Annotated in this window: 13 protein-coding genes; 4 read left to right on the top strand and 9 right to left on the bottom strand. The window is 38.7% G+C overall.

Annotated features, from left to right (window positions below; all coding sequences use genetic code 11):
* Positions 1–97: 97 nt before the first annotated feature.
* The 7 genes from ACIQZG_RS13315 to ACIQZG_RS13285 form a co-directional block, all read right to left on the bottom strand.
* A complete protein-coding gene (locus ACIQZG_RS13315) occupies positions 98–1,747 on the bottom strand; it encodes an S-layer homology domain-containing protein (protein WP_402755716.1) in 1,650 nt (549 codons plus the stop codon).
* Between the two features lie 291 nt (positions 1,748–2,038).
* Positions 2,039–2,248 (bottom strand): hypothetical protein, encoded by a 210-nt coding sequence (locus tag ACIQZG_RS13310; RefSeq protein ID WP_402755714.1) that lies wholly within the window; start codon positions 2,246–2,248, stop codon positions 2,039–2,041.
* A 51-nt stretch (positions 2,249–2,299) separates the two neighbouring features.
* Positions 2,300–3,763: an NCS1 family transporter gene (locus ACIQZG_RS13305; protein ID WP_402755712.1), complete on the bottom strand. Its 1,464-nt coding sequence runs from the start codon at positions 3,761–3,763 to the stop codon at positions 2,300–2,302.
* Positions 3,764–3,814: 51 nt separating this feature from the next.
* A complete protein-coding gene (gene preA, locus ACIQZG_RS13300) occupies positions 3,815–5,077 on the bottom strand; it encodes an NAD-dependent dihydropyrimidine dehydrogenase subunit PreA (protein WP_402755710.1) in 1,263 nt (420 codons plus the stop codon).
* Positions 5,078–5,225: 148 nt separating this feature from the next.
* Positions 5,226–6,593 carry an NAD(P)-dependent oxidoreductase gene (locus ACIQZG_RS13295; RefSeq protein WP_402755708.1) on the bottom strand — a complete coding sequence of 456 codons (1,368 nt, stop codon included), beginning with the start codon at positions 6,591–6,593 and terminating at the stop codon, positions 5,226–5,228.
* 43 nt (positions 6,594–6,636) lie between these two features.
* Positions 6,637–8,040 (bottom strand): dihydropyrimidinase, encoded by a 1,404-nt coding sequence (gene hydA / locus ACIQZG_RS13290; RefSeq protein ID WP_402755707.1) that lies wholly within the window; start codon positions 8,038–8,040, stop codon positions 6,637–6,639.
* Positions 8,041–8,122: 82 nt separating this feature from the next.
* Complete coding sequence (locus tag ACIQZG_RS13285) at positions 8,123–9,367, bottom strand: Zn-dependent hydrolase (RefSeq protein ID WP_402755705.1); 1,245 nt, start codon at positions 9,365–9,367, stop codon at positions 8,123–8,125.
* Positions 9,368–9,521: 154 nt separating this feature from the next.
* Between ACIQZG_RS13285 and ACIQZG_RS13280 the strand changes: the two genes are divergently transcribed.
* The 4 genes from ACIQZG_RS13280 (at position 9,522) to ACIQZG_RS13265 (ending at position 15,423) form a co-directional block, all read left to right on the top strand.
* Positions 9,522–10,691, top strand: a complete 1,170-nt coding sequence (locus ACIQZG_RS13280) for a PucR family transcriptional regulator (protein WP_402755703.1) — start codon at positions 9,522–9,524, stop codon at positions 10,689–10,691.
* A 151-nt stretch (positions 10,692–10,842) separates the two neighbouring features.
* Positions 10,843–12,402 carry a PucR family transcriptional regulator gene (locus ACIQZG_RS13275; protein ID WP_402755701.1) on the top strand — a complete coding sequence of 520 codons (1,560 nt, stop codon included), beginning with the start codon at positions 10,843–10,845 and terminating at the stop codon, positions 12,400–12,402.
* A 106-nt stretch (positions 12,403–12,508) separates the two neighbouring features.
* On the top strand, positions 12,509–13,870 hold the full coding sequence (locus ACIQZG_RS13270; protein ID WP_402755699.1) for an aspartate aminotransferase family protein: 1,362 nt from the start codon (positions 12,509–12,511) through the stop codon (positions 13,868–13,870).
* Positions 13,871–13,902: 32 nt separating this feature from the next.
* Positions 13,903–15,423, top strand: a complete 1,521-nt coding sequence (locus ACIQZG_RS13265) for a CoA-acylating methylmalonate-semialdehyde dehydrogenase (RefSeq protein WP_402755697.1) — start codon at positions 13,903–13,905, stop codon at positions 15,421–15,423.
* 141 nt (positions 15,424–15,564) lie between these two features.
* Here ACIQZG_RS13265 and ACIQZG_RS13260 read toward each other — a convergent pair whose 3' ends face one another.
* Positions 15,565–15,720 (bottom strand): hypothetical protein, encoded by a 156-nt coding sequence (locus ACIQZG_RS13260; RefSeq protein WP_402755696.1) that lies wholly within the window; start codon positions 15,718–15,720, stop codon positions 15,565–15,567.
* Between the two features lie 394 nt (positions 15,721–16,114).
* Positions 16,115–16,708, bottom strand: coding sequence for a YdeI/OmpD-associated family protein (locus ACIQZG_RS13255; protein WP_402755694.1), 594 nt, complete (start codon positions 16,706–16,708; stop codon positions 16,115–16,117).
* Positions 16,709–16,827 lie beyond the last annotated feature (119 nt).

Genomic DNA, 16,827 nt, shown 5'->3' with positions numbered 1-16,827 from the left:
AGAATATTTGGAACCACTCGTCATTCGTTCTATTTTTTCGCAAACCAAAAATAGAGCAAAAGGAAATATGAAAAATTCCTTCTACTCTATCTTTACATTAAATCGCTTTCAATGTACGTTGTAAAAATACAGAAAAATGTTCACGCGTTACCGGTTGATTCGGCATAAAGTTGCCATTTGAGCCTGTCGTGATACCATGACTTGCTAAAATTTGAATATAGCTATAAAAACTATCTGATTGTTTAACATCCTTAAATGTTTTCTCTTGGCCAGTCATTTGTAAATTGAATGTATTAACTAAAATTTTTGTAAGCTGTGCACGAGTAAGATTTCTATCCGCATGCATGCTTGTACCACTACCATCTATAATGCCCGCCTCATAAAACGCTTTAATTTCTTTATAGTATGGATGTTGATCATTTAAATCTGTAAATGGTTTGATCTCTCGTATTTTGTTTAATTCAAGCGACTCTATACGTGACAACATGGCAAACACATGCTGTCGTAAAATAGTATTCTTGGGCTTAAAACTACCATCCTTATAGCCAGTTATAATACCTTGTGAAGAAAGTGATTCAATTTGTTCATAGTACAAGTAATGAGAGGGTACATCAGTAAATCGCTGTCTTTGTAATCGAATAGTATAAGGAGCCTCTTCATCAAACGTGTACCTTGTGCCTAGCGAAACTTCATATTTACCTGCTGGAACAGTCGCCGTTAATGTAGGTGACCATCCCCCTACACTGCCTTCTGGGTAGTACTGCAAGTACTCATCGTATTTCTCATCCCATCGACTAAAAATGATAGCCATATTTGTAGCAGATGATTCTACTAAAACCGAAATAGTTGATGGTTCATCAAGTTCAAAATAAAATTCATCACGAGTCTTTGAATTATTGTAAATAAATCCATTTACCCGCTTATTATTTTCCAAGAAATTATCCCATACGCCCACCTCTGTAATAGTTTCATCAGCCGGTTCATGAGTAAGTTTAAATGCATACGGTACTTCAAGCACACTATACGACTGGTTAATAACTCTCACGCTATACGTACCTGCTTGCAAATACTCTTTACCGCTGTCAGCTTTTGTAGAATTAACAAGCGCGTCTAAAACTTGTCCACCGTTCTCGTTTGTAATTTGGATTACTACAGTTTGTCTATTTTTACCAATATCCTTTAGAGAAGACACGTCTAATGTTACTTTACTAAATTCATTTAACGTAAACGTATAGTAATCATCTGTTTCAAGCCCTACACCACTTAGCGTCCCATAAACAGTTTTACCAATTGGTATCTGATTAGCTAAATCTTTCTTGAAGTTCGGCTCAATATCAAAAGAAGTAAGCGGACTTATTGTATATCGAACTTCATAGGGTACAGCACCACCAAACCACGCGCCTCGAATCTCGGCATAATATGTACCTTTCTTCAGCTGAACTGCTACAACAGACTTTTCATCATCACCATCATATTCAGAAGAATCTACACCATGGAAAATATTACCTTGTTCGTCGTATAAAATTACTTTTGTATATCCGTTTTCTGGGTCCTTCATCGTGAAAGTATAGGTAGCTGCTTCCTCCACAACGAAACGGTAAATATAGTTCTCTGAATGTATCTCCCCTGAAAGTACTTCCCCATTCCAAACTGGTACCTTCCTGTCTACTTCCACAAAAGTATTCGCCTGCACGTTTGTTAGAGGGATAAGAAGAAAAAGAAATAAAAATCCTAATAATTTTTTCATTAATTCACACCATTAATAACCTTTTTTATTAATAATAAGTTATATATATTTTCAACACAATACATTATTGCAGAAAAATACTATAATTCTTCCGTGCTAGTATTTTATAAATAATATAATTTATCGGTTTTTATATTTTCTGTATGGAGACCAGAAAGTAAATACTTCAATAATGATGGCTCCAACCATTTATTTTTCATTTACAATCAGCCGAGTGTTCTTGAATTAGAATTAAACTCTATTCTATTATTTAAATAGAATAGAGTTTCCACCATTGCATATTAAATTGACTTACTCCAGCTGTGTTTGCTCTTGGAGCTTTGCGGCAAAATATTTGCGCGCTTCTGCCGTTAGAATTTGCAAACAAACTTCTTCTTCCTGCCGTTCAAATTCGATAAACATACCGCTTAAGTTTTCATAAACATAGTGGACTTTATAGCCTGTGTCTAAAAATCCATCTATTTTTTTCATTTCATCCAAACTTAATAAATGATCCGACATGCCAACAACACCTCACTCTATTATTCTGTACCTTAACTTAGAGTATTGAGTTCACTTCACACGCACAAATGTAGGGTTTGTTTCTTGCACGAGTATATCATCCCAATCATTACCAACTGTAATACCAAGATACTTTGCATCACTTGGGTCGTCTAGTTCCGCTTGTGGATACTTCTTGAACCACCAATATTTTGCTAGTATATAGTAAATGAGCGCTCCGACGAAGAAGCCGACTAATGACGAATAGGCTAGGAACATGTTTGCTATAATACCACCAATGATCCATGCGATTAAGCCTGCTAAGTTAAAGCCATTCATATACTTATATTGGCCGTCTAACTCATAAAGCTCCTTCACATTCACTCGACGTTTTCGAATTAAATAATAATCGGCAAATAATATACCAACGATTGCAGTTAAAATACCACCAATTATTAATAATGCATTAACTAAGACATCAAATAAGCTCCAAGGCTGTGCCAAAATCCCAATTATTCCTGCAATGATAACCCCTACCCAAAATGGCACTTTTGGTCCACCGATGTTGGAGAAAATCGTAGCTGCTGGAATGACGTTTGCGGACGTATTCGTAGACCATTGCGCTAACACAATCATGAGCAATAAAATCCCTAAAATGAAACCACTTGCACTTTGTTGTAACGCGTTTATTGGATCAGCTGATGCCACCGCCATATAGCAAACCGCACCAATGGCTACGATAAATGTATTTGTAATAGGCATCACGATTAAGGATCCTACTAACTGCGTTTTATTGCGTTTGAACCAGTTGCGTTCATTTTTTGGCGCTTTAAAGAATCGCGATAGTGACGGCATGTCGGCTGCTAATGTTGCCCAAAACCCCATATTTGCCATGATCACGACCATGAATGCTGTAAAGGCTGCCATCCCTGTCGTTGGTGATTCCACCCAGCTCCATACATCTTTTCCCTGAGACGTTGCATTATCTGCTAAAGTAATGTACATCCAGCACGAAATTAAAATAATAATTGGTGCAGCTAAATCCGCGAAGCGCTCAATAGATTTTATGCCAAGCGATGTATTAAATAACTGCAATGCTGCAAAAACGAGGAAACATATAAACCAATTATTAAAACCAAATAACAAATTCAAAATACCATTAATCGCCAATGCACCAAAATAGGTGTTAATCCCAAACCAACATGCCGCTGTCACACCGCGGACGAGCGACGGTAAGTGCGTACCGATTGTTCCAAACGGAGCACGCATATAAACTGGGAAAGACAAACCATGTTCAATACCAATATCACCGATTAACGTCATAAATACGCCGATTAAAACGGAACCGATTATTGTCGCTAAAATAACCATCGGCAATGGCAAACTTATTATTCCTGCCCCACCAATTGCAAAGGCGGCTAATACAATGGCCATCCCTATCCAAATCACTGCAAAACCAAATGTCCCGATACTTCTTTGTTGATGTGTCACTGGAAGTAAATCTGGTGATTTTAAATAATTCCCACCACTTGCCATTCATGTCTCTCCTTTATGTTAGATTTCCAGTTCACAAAAAATCAGCGCATCTTATCGAGCAAAATTACTGATAAGGGATTGGCGTTCATTCCAAGTCATTGGTGCAATATTGGATTTTCTTTCGACCATCGTGATGGCACCATCTACAGGGCACACAATCGAACATAAATTACAGCCTACACAATCTTCTTCACGTACCTTCAGCAACGGACGACCACTCTCTGTATACAAATCTATGCATTGATGCGACGTATCCTCACAGGCGATATGACACTTATTACAGTTAATACATACATCATTATTAATTTCAGCGACGATTTTGTAATTTAAGTCTAAGTCGCCCCAGTTCGCATAACGTAGTACGGACTTACCGACTAAATCCATAACAGATGCAATGCCTTTATCATCTAAATAGTTATTGAGACCATCAATCATATCTTCCACAATACTAAATCCATGGTGCATAGCGGCTGTACACACTTGCACACCTGTTGCACCCATCAACATAAATTCCGCAGCATCCTGCCAATTTGAAATGCCTCCGATGCCTGAAATCGGTATAGTGAGTGCAGGGTTACGGGCACACTCTGCCACCATATTGAGCGCAATTGGTTTTACAGCGGGCCCACAATAACCACCGTGCGCACCTTTGCCAGCAACATGCGGTACTGTATTCCACGTATTTAAATCAACACCAGCTAAACTATTAATCGTATTGATCATACTGATGGCATCCGCTCCACCACGAGCTGCGGCTTCCGCCGTCACGGTAATATCCGTGATATTCGGTGTTAACTTGACGATGACTGGAGTGCGTGCTACTTCTTTTGCCCAGTACGTTTGTTTTTCCACCAATTCAGGTACTTGCCCAGAGGCAGAGCCCATTCCTCGTTCTGCCATCCCATGTGGACAACCAAAATTAAGCTCAAAACCATCAACCCCCACATCTTCTACTCGTTTTACAATTTCATGCCACTTTTCTTGTTTTGGCTCAACCATCAAAGAGGCAATAATCGCATGATTAGGGAAGCGTTTTTTCGTTTCATAAATTTCTTTTAAATTGACCTCTAACGGACGATCTGTAATGAGTTCAATGTTATTAAAGCCTGCTACTCGCTGCCCATTATAACTTACTGCCGCAAAGCGTGAAGAAACATTCAAAATAGGGTCACCCAATGTTTTCCAAACGGCACCTCCCCAACCAGCTTCAAATGCACGTTGTACTTGATAGCCTGAGTTGGTCGGTGGTGCTGATGCTAACCAAAATGGATTTGGTGATTTAATGCCTGCTAAGTCAATTCGTAATTCTGCCATGCCCTGTCCCCCTCAATCAAATTCGCCCCAGCAAATCTGTGACATCCGCCAGAGGCTGTAACTTCATTCAGTACTCGTTTATATAAACACTGCTCAATACCACATTCCTCGTACCACCGAAGCAGATGAATATTACCGCTGAATGCAATTACGCAATCTCACTTGGTTTTCTTAAACGCTCATGAATAATGTACGCTGCGTCCTTACCTTGCTGTGCCGCTGTTACAACCATCGCTTCCCCTTGGCCGTTGCCGAATACGACATCTCCACATGCAAACACTTTCTTATTCGATGTTTGCATTGTCGTTTCATCAATATCAACTACACCATTCGTATGCTGTAACCCAAATGCTTCAATAAGCTGTATGAAGCGTGTTTGCCCAATTGCTTTAATGATGGCATCCAATTCCATGACAAACTCAGAACCTTTAACCTCTTCAGGTCTTTGTCTGCCATCTACACCCGGCTCACCAAGTTGCATTTTTACACATTCAAGTCCAACCACTTTCCCTGTCTCATCACCGATAACTCTCTTCGGAGCTGTCAGCCACTTAAATCCAACACCATCTTGTTTGGCAAATTCATATTCAAATTTGTAGGCTGTCATTTCTTTTTCTGTTCTTCTGTAAAGAATTTCTACTTGTTCAGCTCCTAAGCGAACCGCACATGTTGCACCATCAATTGCCGTATTTCCTGCACCAATGACAGCAACACGTTTACCAACGATTTCCTCAGTAAGTGAACCAATTTTCGTTTGCTTTACAAACTCAATGGCATCATGAACGCCAGCTAAATCCTCACCTTCAATACCCAATTTAGGTACAGAACCCATACCAACCGCTAAAATAACACTGTCATATCGCGCTAAAATATCATCCGCAGAAATATCCACGCCAACTCTTGTATTTGTTTTAATGTCAACACCGAGTTTTATAACTTGCTCAATTTCCCAATCCACTACATTATTCGGTAATCGGAAGGACACAATGCCGTAGTTCCCCAAACCACCTGCTTTGGCTTCCGCTTCAAAAATTGTGACACTATAGCCGAACCGACTAAGTTCACGCGCAGCAGATAAACCAGCCGGACCAGAGCCAACAATCGCTATCTTTAGACCATTCGATTGTCCTTGCTTAAATAACTCGACGTCTGAGTCCATTGCCCAATCTGTTGCATAACGTTGCAAGTGTCCAATTTTAATAGGTTTTGTGGAAGCATTTAAAACACAAGCCCCTTCACATAACTCCTCGGTCGGGCAAACTCTCGCACAGCTCGCACCAATTGGATTCGCCTCCATAATCGTCATAGCCGATCCTTTTATATTTCCTGAAGCAATTTTTTTGATGAAATTTGGGATTGGAATACTTGTCGGACAAGCTTTAATACAAGGTGCGTCATAGCAATAGAGACAGCGATTAGCCTCTTCTAGTGCTTCGTTTTTCGTCATTCTGATATTCATTTCAACAAAATTTCGTTTTAGTTGTGCAGTCATTGCATTTTCTTGAATCGGAACCATTCTCACATCCCCCTCATGTGTTCAATCGTTGTTTGACAATCCTTTACACCTTAATCGTTTGCACAGCAGTCGGTTGTAGTTTACGTTTGATGTATTGTCCACTGCCTAATACGCCTACGAACTCTTTATTCTTAATGACATACTCGCCGCGCAGCAATACGCTGACTGGCTCACCTGTCACTTCCCACCCTTCATACGCGTTATAATCGACATTCATATGATGTGTACTTGCTGAAATTTTTCGTTTTACTGAAGGATCAAAAATTACGATATCTGCATCAGAACCGATTGCAATCGTTCCTTTTTGTGGGTATAAACCGAAAATCTTTGCAGCGCTTGTAGAAATCATATCAACAAATTCATTGATAGAGATTCTCCCTTTCACTACACCTTCTGAATATAAAATTCCAAAACGATCTTCAATAAATGGCCCGCCGTTTGGAATTTTAGAGAAATCATTTAAACCTAATTGCTTCTTCCCATTAAAGCTAAATGAACATTGATCTGAGCCAATTGTTTGCAGTTGCTTCGCCTTTAAAGCATTCCATAAATGCTCTTGATGGTACTTAGGACGAAGTGGTGGAGACCAAACATATTTAGCCCCTTCAAAGCCTGGCTGTGCTAAAGCTGATTGATCGAGCGTTAAATATGGAGGGCAAGTTTCTCCGTAGACGTCATATCCTTTTTCACGAGCAGCAATAATTTCATCTACTGCCTCTTTGCAAGTAACATGTACAACGTAAAGTTTGGCACCTGCGATATGTGCTAATTCAATAGCTCGCTTCGTCGCTTCACCTTCTAATTCTGCTGGGCGAGTCAGTGCATGATAAATTGGCTCTGTATGACCAGCACGCTTCGCTTCCTCTACTAGTTCATCGATAACTGAGCCATTTTCACAGTGCACCATCACGACAGCACCCAAGTCTTTCGCAGTTTTAAATGCTTTGAATAGCGTACGGTCTGTCGCTTGGAATTCTTTCGCGTAAGCCATAAATACCTTCACGGACGTGATACCTTCTTGCTCTAGTAATAACGGTAATTCCGCCTCTGTCTCAGGTGTTAAATCACTAATCATTAAATGGAAACCATAATCAATGGCCGAGTTGCCCTTTGCTTTTTTATGCCACTTTTCCACTGCCGTCGAAAGTTTTTTTTCACCTGCAGATAAACAAAAGTCTAAAATCGTCGTCGTGCCACCGAATGCAGCCGCAATCGTACCAGACTTCCAATCATCGTCTGTCACCGTGTTATTAAATGGCATATCTAAATGCGTATGGGGATCAATTCCTCCTGGCATCACATATTTGCCCGTTGCATCAATAATTTCTGCTCCATCAATGGATAAATCTTTGCCAATTTGAACAATTTTTCCATTTTCTATTAAAACATCTGCCTCATAAACATCTGAAGCTGTCGCAACTAGTCCACCTGTAATAATTTTTTTCACGAAACCCTCACCCTTCGTTTATTAAATTTAATAACAATGCTTAATTGAGTCGTTGATAGAAGTCTTCAATTTTTCAAATGTATTAATGCAACGTATACGTCTCTCCCATTACGAACTTTGTTTGTAGCGTCAGCACAGTTTCAAGTAGCACATCTGCACCTTTCGCACAGTCTTCAAACGTCGTCTCTTCTTCCTCGCAATGACTTTTACCTTTAATGCTCGGCACGAAAATCATCGCTGAAGGAATAATACTTGCGATATACTGCGCATCATGTCCTGCCCCGCTAAACATTCGGTGGCTTGAGTAGCCAAAGTTCTGACATGATCTTTCTACTTCATTGCAAATAGATGCATCAAAAAACACAGTATCACGTCCCCAAAGCTTCACTGGATGGACGTGGCAACCATTTTCCTCTGACGGTAAGCCATTAAGAATTTCTTCTACTTTCCGAATTACTTCTGGATTTTGATGACGCGAATCAATCGTAAACGCTACTTTGTTTGGAATAACTGTATGAATATTAGGTGAGACGTTCATACGTCCAAATGTGTAGACAAGCTGTTCATCAATTTTTCCAAGCTGCGCATGTAAATACGAAATGACACGAGACGCTACAATCATCGGATCTTTACGCATCGACATTGGTGTCGTACCAGCATGATCCGATTCTCCTGTAACTGTAATTTCATAACAAACCATTCCTAAAACGCCCTCGACAACACCAATTTCTTGTTGTTCCGCTTCTAATACCGGACCTTGTTCAATATGCAATTCAATATATGCGAGAGCTTTTGATAAACGGTTTTCCTTCTCCCCCTCATAACCACTCGCTTGTAGAGCTGCTATAAAATTTATGCCATTTTTATCAGCAGACTGTTCCATTTTTTCTTTACTAAATTTAGATGCAATCACTCCAGAACTCATCATCGCAGGGTCAAAACGAGCGCCTTCTTCATTCGTAAAGTTTACAATCATTAACGGGATGTCTAGTTCAATGTCATTTTCCTTAATCGTTTTAACAGCCTCTATTGCTGTTAAAACACCTAAGACTCCATCAAACTTTCCGCCTTTTTCTACTGAATCTAAATGTGAACCCATGGCAATTGGTGGGCACTCTTTTTTTCCTGGTAAAATTGCATAAATATTTCCCATGTCGTCTACCTTGATTTCCATGCCTAACTCTTCACATACTTCACAAAAATAGTCTCTCGCTAACACATCTTCTTTCGAAAGAGCCAAACGAGTTACGCCACCATTTTTCGTTGCACCAAACTGACTAAATTGTTCAATCGACTCTTGCAAACGACTACTATTACATTTATACATATGCAAGTCCTCTCTTTCACATTTACTAAAAAGGTGTTTATTATTAAAATTCTAAAATAGAAAAGATTTGTAAGATATGTAGGGGAAACTAAAAAAAAATGTGCAACCGCACATCATTTATGGTAAATTATTTGCATAATGAGGGAGGGTTGTTATGGGGACGATTCAAAAAATCGTAGAGGGGGCTCTATTCCCTATGCTGACATTAGTAGCTGGACAAAGTGGCACGTATCGAAAAGTTACTGGCATTAACGTTGTTGAGAATATTGATTTAATCATGTTTTGCCGACCAAATGAATTAGTCGTGACAACAGGCATTAATATTGCACACCAAAATTCTTCCTTAGAACAATTAGTTAAACTAGCATACTCTAAAAAGGTAGCAGGTTTTATCGTCAATATAGGACCTTATATTCCTGACATTCCTGAAGCAGTCATCACTTTTGCCAATGAGCATGATTTCCCCATTTTTCAAATGCCTTGGGATCGTCGTGTCGCCGATCTTTTAAAAACAACATTTCAATTTATCACCCATCACCAGCAAGAACAATCAACTGAAGACAAAGTCCTTTTCAACTCACTGTTTCACTACAAGCAACACGCCAAATCTATCAAACAAACCTTAACCCAACTCGGATTCCCACCAAACTCAGAATTTGCCATCATCACCTGCACAACCACTGACATACAAAGCCGGATTGACCGCTATGAAGTTATGATTCAATTCGCATTCCAAAATAGATATAAACATTTTTTAAAACTAAAGCATAAAAATCACCTCATCTTCCTAATCGACCGGGCACAATTAAACACACCAAATATCCCTTTCTCAAAGACAGTTGAAGAAATTTACGACAAAATCACACAGAAAAATAACACCTTAAACGTCATCATCGGCAAAGGTAATTTTCATAAAGACTATGAAAACATCCGAAAAAGTTATGATGAATCACTTATAGTCATTCAATTAGCAAAACTCCATAACAACCGATTCCTATATAAATACAAAGAAATTGGTGCCTATAAACTTATTATGGGTGTGGAAAATCGGACATTGATTGAATTATTCAGCCAGGATATTCTTGGACAACTCCATCAATATGATGATTTGCATAACACAGATTATTTATCTTTTTTACGTTGTTATCTTGAAGAGAACGGCAGTACGAGTAAAATTAGCGAACGACAATTTATCCACCGCAATACGGTCCTTTATAAAATCAAAAAAATAGAAATGCTATTAGATATGGATCTAAGCAATCCATTTACAAAAACTAATCTTTACATGGCTTTCTTAATAGAAGATGTATTGGCGCATCAATAATCACACAAAAAATAAATCTGAAAATTCGATAAATAATATAGTTATTCTAAAAAACATTACAGAATCATATAAAACAACAACCTATCTATTACTAAATTTGTCGTAGATAGCTTTGTTTTAGAAGTGCTGCTCGTTTTAGGAGGATGAGATTATGAATGTTTTTTCACTCACGGTAGCTGATGTATTAACAAAAGAACTATTCACTAACGCAAAGCTCATCGCAGGTGTAAATGGACAACAGAACATCATCAAATGGGTACATATCGTCGAAAATATGGATGCTACAAAACTGTTAAAAGGTAATGAGTTAATATTGACGACGGGTATTCATCTTAAAAACAATGTTGATAGCTTCAAACAATTTATTGATCAATTAATCGCCTCAAAAGCTGCAGGACTTTGCATTGAACTAGGTAGTTCCATACAAAACATCCCAGATACCATTCAACAACTTGCAACCGAATATCAATTTCCTCTTATCATTTTTCATGAGGAAGTTGCTTTTGTCGAAATTACTCAAGAACTGCACAGCATTCTCATCAATCAACAATATGGCATGGTGAAAAACCTTGAAGAATATGCGCAACAAATTAATAAATATACGCTTACTGCCAATAACTATGAGCAAATTTTAATGCATTTATATAAACATCTTGGCTTGCAGGTCATCTTTACGTTCAACGGACAAAAACCGATTTTCATTCCCAATATACATCAGGACAAGTATGAAATGATGCAACAGCAATCGAAAATAGAATATAAAGAAAACCATTTAATCCATTGTGATGTCAATATACTAAATCAACGCTACGGTGAGGTTTGTTTGTTTTCTCCACTGCGTGTCATCAATGAATACGATGTGCTTATTTTGGATCGTACTGTTATAGCATTATCACAATATTTATTGCGGGATTTATATATAGAAGAGAAAAAAGGATTAGAGGATCGTGAAATTTTAGATAAATGGCTAAATGGGGTACCAAATACCGAGGAGTTAACACATTTCATGCAAGAACATCATGCAATAACTACTTCGCATCACTGGATTGTCATGATCCATCAAATCCAGAAAAGCAAAAATAGTGATTTAACGTATTATAAGTTATTTGCGCGCAATGTATTTGAGAACTTTGGTTTTTATCCGTTCATAATAGAAATAAATCACCAAGTAATCTTTATTTTAGCGAATCTACGTGAGCGAGAAACATATAAGTACCGCATAGAACAAGCCTTTGAACAAATACACGATCATAATAAAAAATATGCGAAGTTAAAAATTTCACTCGCAGTTGGCAAATACGTTACCAACTTACACGATGTCAAAAATAGCTACACTTCAGCAAAAGACACCTTACAAATTCGGTGGAAATCACAGGATATTTCGTATTTTTATGAAGATTTGCACCTTCATCATTTAATTTTTCAATTACAAAAAAACCCTGCCATTATGGAAATGGTGGCAGAATATATCAATCCACTCATCGAATATGACCAAAAACATAACAGCAATTTAGTCGAAACATTAAAAGTGTACTTGCAAACAAATGGGCTAAAAAAAGAAACATCCGAACGCCTTTTTATCGTCAGACAAACACTATATCATCGTTTAGAAAAAATCGAACAACTGCTTGGTCATGATTTTATGAAACCAGAAAAGCGACTAGCGCTAGAATTGATGTTAGTCGCAACTGAATGGTCTTACGCTCCTTAAGCTTACCTAAATGTGAAAAATGTCATACCAATTGTTTTACATTTTGTACAATGCTTATTTCTCCTAATAATTGAATAATAGATTTATAGCAAAGGAGTGATGTTCAATGACGAATTTAACAGGTCAAAATTGGCAAGTCAAAGATCAACAGTATGTGTGGCATTCGATGAAACCATACAACCCAAGTGCAACGATGATCGTAGAAAAATCCAAAGGTGCATGGATTACTGACATCGACGGGAAGCGTTACTTAGACGCCATGGCTGGTTTATGGTGTGTCAACGTTGGTTATGGACGAGAAGAAATCGCCAAAGTAGCTTACGATCAATTACTTGAAAATACCTATACACCACTATCAGTTGGTCACATCCCAGCCATTCAATTGAGTGAAAAAATTAGCGAGTTATTAGGCGATGATTATGTTGTATTTTTCTCGAATAGCGGTTCGGAAGCAAATGAAACAGCATTTAAAATCGCTCGCCAATACCATCAACAAAAAGGAAATACTGGACGTACGAAATTCATCTCTCGTTATCGTGCCTACCATGGCAATACGATGGGTGCGTTAGCTGCGACTGGGCAAGCACAGCGTAAATATAAATACGAACCGTTAGCAGCAGGCTTTATTCATGTCGCACCACCAGACGCTTATCGTGCAAATGAAGACCATATAACTGACCCAACAGCACTACCTTCCGTTCAAGCAATCGATAATGTCATGACGTGGGAATTATCTGACACAATTGCTGGCGTGATTCTAGAGCCTATCATTACCGGCGGTGGCGCTATAATGCCACATGATAATTATTTACGTGGGGTTAAATCTGTTTGCGAAAAACACGGTGCCTTACTTATCGTTGACGAAGTAATTTGTGGCTTTGGACGTACAGGCAAAGCATTTGGCTTCCAAAACTATGGCATCCAGCCGGATATTGTGACAATGGCAAAAGGTTTAACGAGCGCTTATATGCCACTATCTGCAACAGCTGTGCGCCGTGAAATTTATGAGGCATTTGCAGGTAGTGAGGAGTACGACTTCTTCCGCCATGTCAACACATTCGGTGGTTCTCCAGCAGCTTGTGCTGTAGCCCTTAAAAATATTGAAATCATGGAAAATGAAAATCTATTTGCTCGCTCAGAAGAAATGGGCGCAATCATTCTCGCAGAGTTACAAGAGCGTTTAAAAGATCACCCAAATGTCGGTAATATCCGAGGAAAAGGACTACTACTTGGCATTGAACTTGTGAGCGACAAAAATACCAAAGTCCCACTCGATGTAGCTGCAGTCAATAAAGTGATCGGGCTATGCAAAGACCAAGGCCTTATCATCGGAAAAAATGGGGTAACCGTTGCAGGCTTTAACAATGTTCTCACACTGTCACCACCACTTATTATTTCACTGGAAGAAAAGGACTTCATCGTAGAAAAATTCACCAACGCTTTAAATGAACTTTTACACCAGCCATAAACCATCTAAAAACTAAGGGGGAAATTTATTATATGGTAACTAATATAGAAGTAACAGAATTGGGGCATTTCATTAATGGGGAGATTGTTCCCGGTAAAAGTGGCCAATTCTCAGATGTCTTCAACCCAAGTTCAGGTTCAGTTATTGCGCGTGTCCCTATCGCCACTAAAGAAGAAGTGCAAGAAGCAATTGCAATAGCTAAAGCCGCATTTCCAGCATGGCGTGCATTGTCCGTTGGCAAACGCGTAGAAATTGTTATGAAGTTCCGTCAATTGATGACGGAAAATATGGATGAATTAATTGATATGATTTGTACAGAAAGTGGTAAAACAATCGAAGACGCTAAGGGTGAAATAACACGGGGAATAGAATCTGTTGACTTGGCCATCAATGCTCCCCACCTCCTAAAAGGCGAGTATTCAGTAAATGTTGGTGGATATATCAATGCTTATTCAACAAAAGCACCACTCGGCGTTGTTGCAGCGATTTCCCCTTTCAATTTCCCTGTGATGGTGCCACTTGCTATTACGAGTATGGCAGTAGCTGTCGGCAATTCCGTTATTCTAAAGCCATCTGAGCGTGTACCTTGCTCAGCACTATTTTTATCGGAATTGTGGAAAGAAGCTGGGTTACCAGATGGCGTTTGGACAGTTATCAATGGCGACAAGGATACTGTCAATGAATTACTCGAAAATCCAACTGTAGAAGCCATTTCGTTTGTTGGCTCAACACCTGTAGCCGATTACATCTATGCTACAGGTGCTAAACATGGTAAGCGTGTCACAGCATTGGGTGGCGGTAAAAATAATATGGTCGTTATGCCAGATGCCGACTTAGAACAAGTCGCAAACGCATTTTTAGGCGCTGCGTACGGAGCAGCTTCCCAACGTTGTATGGCCATATCAACAATCATACCAGTCGGCGAAGAAACAGCGGATAACCTTGTAAAAGTACTCGCTGATAAAATCTCCAAATTAAAAGTTGGTCCATACACAGATCCAGAAGTTGATTTTGGACCTGTTATTACCAAACAATCAAAAGAAACAATCATTGGCTTTATCGACCGTAGCCTAGAAGAAGGTGCAACACTTGTATGCGATGGCCGAAACCCCGACATCGCGGAAAATCCAACTGGTTTTTTCTTAGGCCCTACACTACTAGACAACGTCAAACCTGGTATGGAGATTTATGAACAAGAAGTATTTGGACCAGTTCGTAATGTAGTCCGTGTTGACTCATTAGAGGAAGCCATCGAATTAATCAATGCTCATGAGCTAGGTAATGGTGTCACGATCTTCACAAATAATGGTGCAGCCGCTCGTAAATTCACAACCGAAATCGAAGTTGGCATGGTAGGTGTAAACGTGCCAATCCCAATCCCTGTCGGCTATCATAACTTTGCCGGCTGGAAACGCTCAAGATTCGGTGAAGGACATATGTTTGGACCAGACCAAGTCCGCTTCTTCACAAAATCAAAAACAATTTCTGAGAAATGGTTTGAAGAAAATAGTGAGTCCGCTTCAACATTTGCTTTTCCGAGTAATAATGACTAACTAGATCGCCTTTATTCTTGCATAAGCTTAGCCAAGAGTTTATTTTAATGATTAATTTATGTATAATAGTCATAGAATAAAAAAAGAGAAGTGTCGCCTAACACTTCTCAAATGCAACTCTACCGTAAAGGTGGTGGTTGTCTATATTTTATCTTTCTTGCGAGAACCACTCTGGTGCTTTACGTGGCGAGGAGTGGTTTTCTTGTGTTCTAAAACATTCTTCCGAAAGAAAAATGCAACGATTTCTCGCATAATGCCTTTCAAAATCTCACGAAAGAATTCAAGAAATGTTTCCATAATTATCACCTCCCTTCTTACTCAGAAAGAAGTGTGACAACCAACCACCCTCACAATATAAAGTTGCCTCTTTATTTTACCACATTTCCATTAATTTCATTTACTTTTAGAGTAGGCTACTAAATTAATATAAACTCACATGGTGATAACGGTATGTAAATATCTATCACCAAATATAAAAAATGATATTTAGGATGGACATCCACTCCATAAACAAATGGTGTAGTGAAAATACGTTGTTGAGGAGTCAACCCTTGTTCTCTGGCAGAATCGAGAACGATTAACGACTCTTCAAAATAATCACTAAAAAGAAGCAACATCCTGTTCTCTATGATTTCTGTACATTATTATTTCTGAATAGATTTCTCAAGGCATTTATTTTTTCACGAACTAACTAATCTTTAAGTCCCTTCCCGTCAAGAATTTGTTGCGTATATTTTTCAATCCTTGATTCTCGAGTTTTGGGTTGTTTGGCTTGTAAAAAATAAAGAATGTATGCTCTTTGTCGTCCTGGCGTCAATGCTTCAAAAGCTGTTTTCAAGTCTGGCATTTCAGTGAATTTATTTTGAAGTTCTTCAGGAATGGTAATTTCAGTTTTCTTTTTATACGCCACTTCCAAACCGGCTTTTTCTACTTCAATGGCCTCATTAATATATTCTTTCAAAATTGTTTCCATTTCCACGATTTCTTGAACATTAGTAAAGCGAATCTGGCGGGCTGCCTGTACATTTTCAGTTTGTTGGATGAGCTTTCCGTGAACATCCTTTAGCAAGGCACCTTTGTGAAACAGAAGCGCACAATATTCTTTAAAACCATGGATTAATACGATGTTTTTGTTCTCAAACATATAGCAAGGATGCTTCCACTTAATTTCTTCGGTCAATTCAAAGTCAAGAACAATACTTCTCAACTGTTCAAATTCCGCCTTCCACTTTTTAGCTCTATTTAAAAATTCATCGACTTCCGGATTTTTTCTACTATTTGTCATTAAGGAATTCCCCTTTTCAAATTTAAGATCAGTTCTAGTCAAGAATGATTGATTTCATTCTGGCCAATTGATTTATAATAAGACATTCATCGGCGCCGTGTCCAGCATGCTTACAAAAG

The organism is Lysinibacillus sp. NPDC096418, assembly GCF_044762775.1.
Lineage (GTDB): Bacteria > Bacillota > Bacilli > Bacillales_A > Planococcaceae > Lysinibacillus.
This window is presented reverse-complemented; position numbering and strand designations above follow the sequence as displayed.

Bases quoted from the DNA above. Each gene is read 5' to 3' on its own strand.
- ACIQZG_RS13315 (WP_402755716.1), bottom strand. From the start codon at position 1,747: ATGAAAAAATTATTAGGATTTTTATTTCTTTTTCTTCTTATCCCTCTA.
- ACIQZG_RS13310 (WP_402755714.1), bottom strand. From the start codon at position 2,248: ATGTCGGATCATTTATTAAGTTTGGATGAAATGAAAAAAATAGATGGA.
- ACIQZG_RS13305 (WP_402755712.1), bottom strand. From the start codon at position 3,763: ATGGCAAGTGGTGGGAATTATTTAAAATCACCAGATTTACTTCCAGTG.
- preA (WP_402755710.1), bottom strand. From the start codon at position 5,077: ATGGCAGAATTACGAATTGACTTAGCAGGCATTAAATCACCAAATCCA.
- ACIQZG_RS13295 (WP_402755708.1), bottom strand. From the start codon at position 6,593: ATGGTTCCGATTCAAGAAAATGCAATGACTGCACAACTAAAACGAAAT.
- ACIQZG_RS13285 (WP_402755705.1), bottom strand. From the start codon at position 9,367: ATGTATAAATGTAATAGTAGTCGTTTGCAAGAGTCGATTGAACAATTT.
- ACIQZG_RS13280 (WP_402755703.1), top strand. From the start codon at position 9,522: ATGGGGACGATTCAAAAAATCGTAGAGGGGGCTCTATTCCCTATGCTG.
- ACIQZG_RS13275 (WP_402755701.1), top strand. From the start codon at position 10,843: ATGAATGTTTTTTCACTCACGGTAGCTGATGTATTAACAAAAGAACTA.
- ACIQZG_RS13270 (WP_402755699.1), top strand. From the start codon at position 12,509: ATGACGAATTTAACAGGTCAAAATTGGCAAGTCAAAGATCAACAGTAT.
- ACIQZG_RS13265 (WP_402755697.1), top strand. From the start codon at position 13,903: ATGGTAACTAATATAGAAGTAACAGAATTGGGGCATTTCATTAATGGG.
- ACIQZG_RS13260 (WP_402755696.1), bottom strand. From the start codon at position 15,720: ATGGAAACATTTCTTGAATTCTTTCGTGAGATTTTGAAAGGCATTATG.
- ACIQZG_RS13255 (WP_402755694.1), bottom strand. From the start codon at position 16,708: ATGACAAATAGTAGAAAAAATCCGGAAGTCGATGAATTTTTAAATAGA.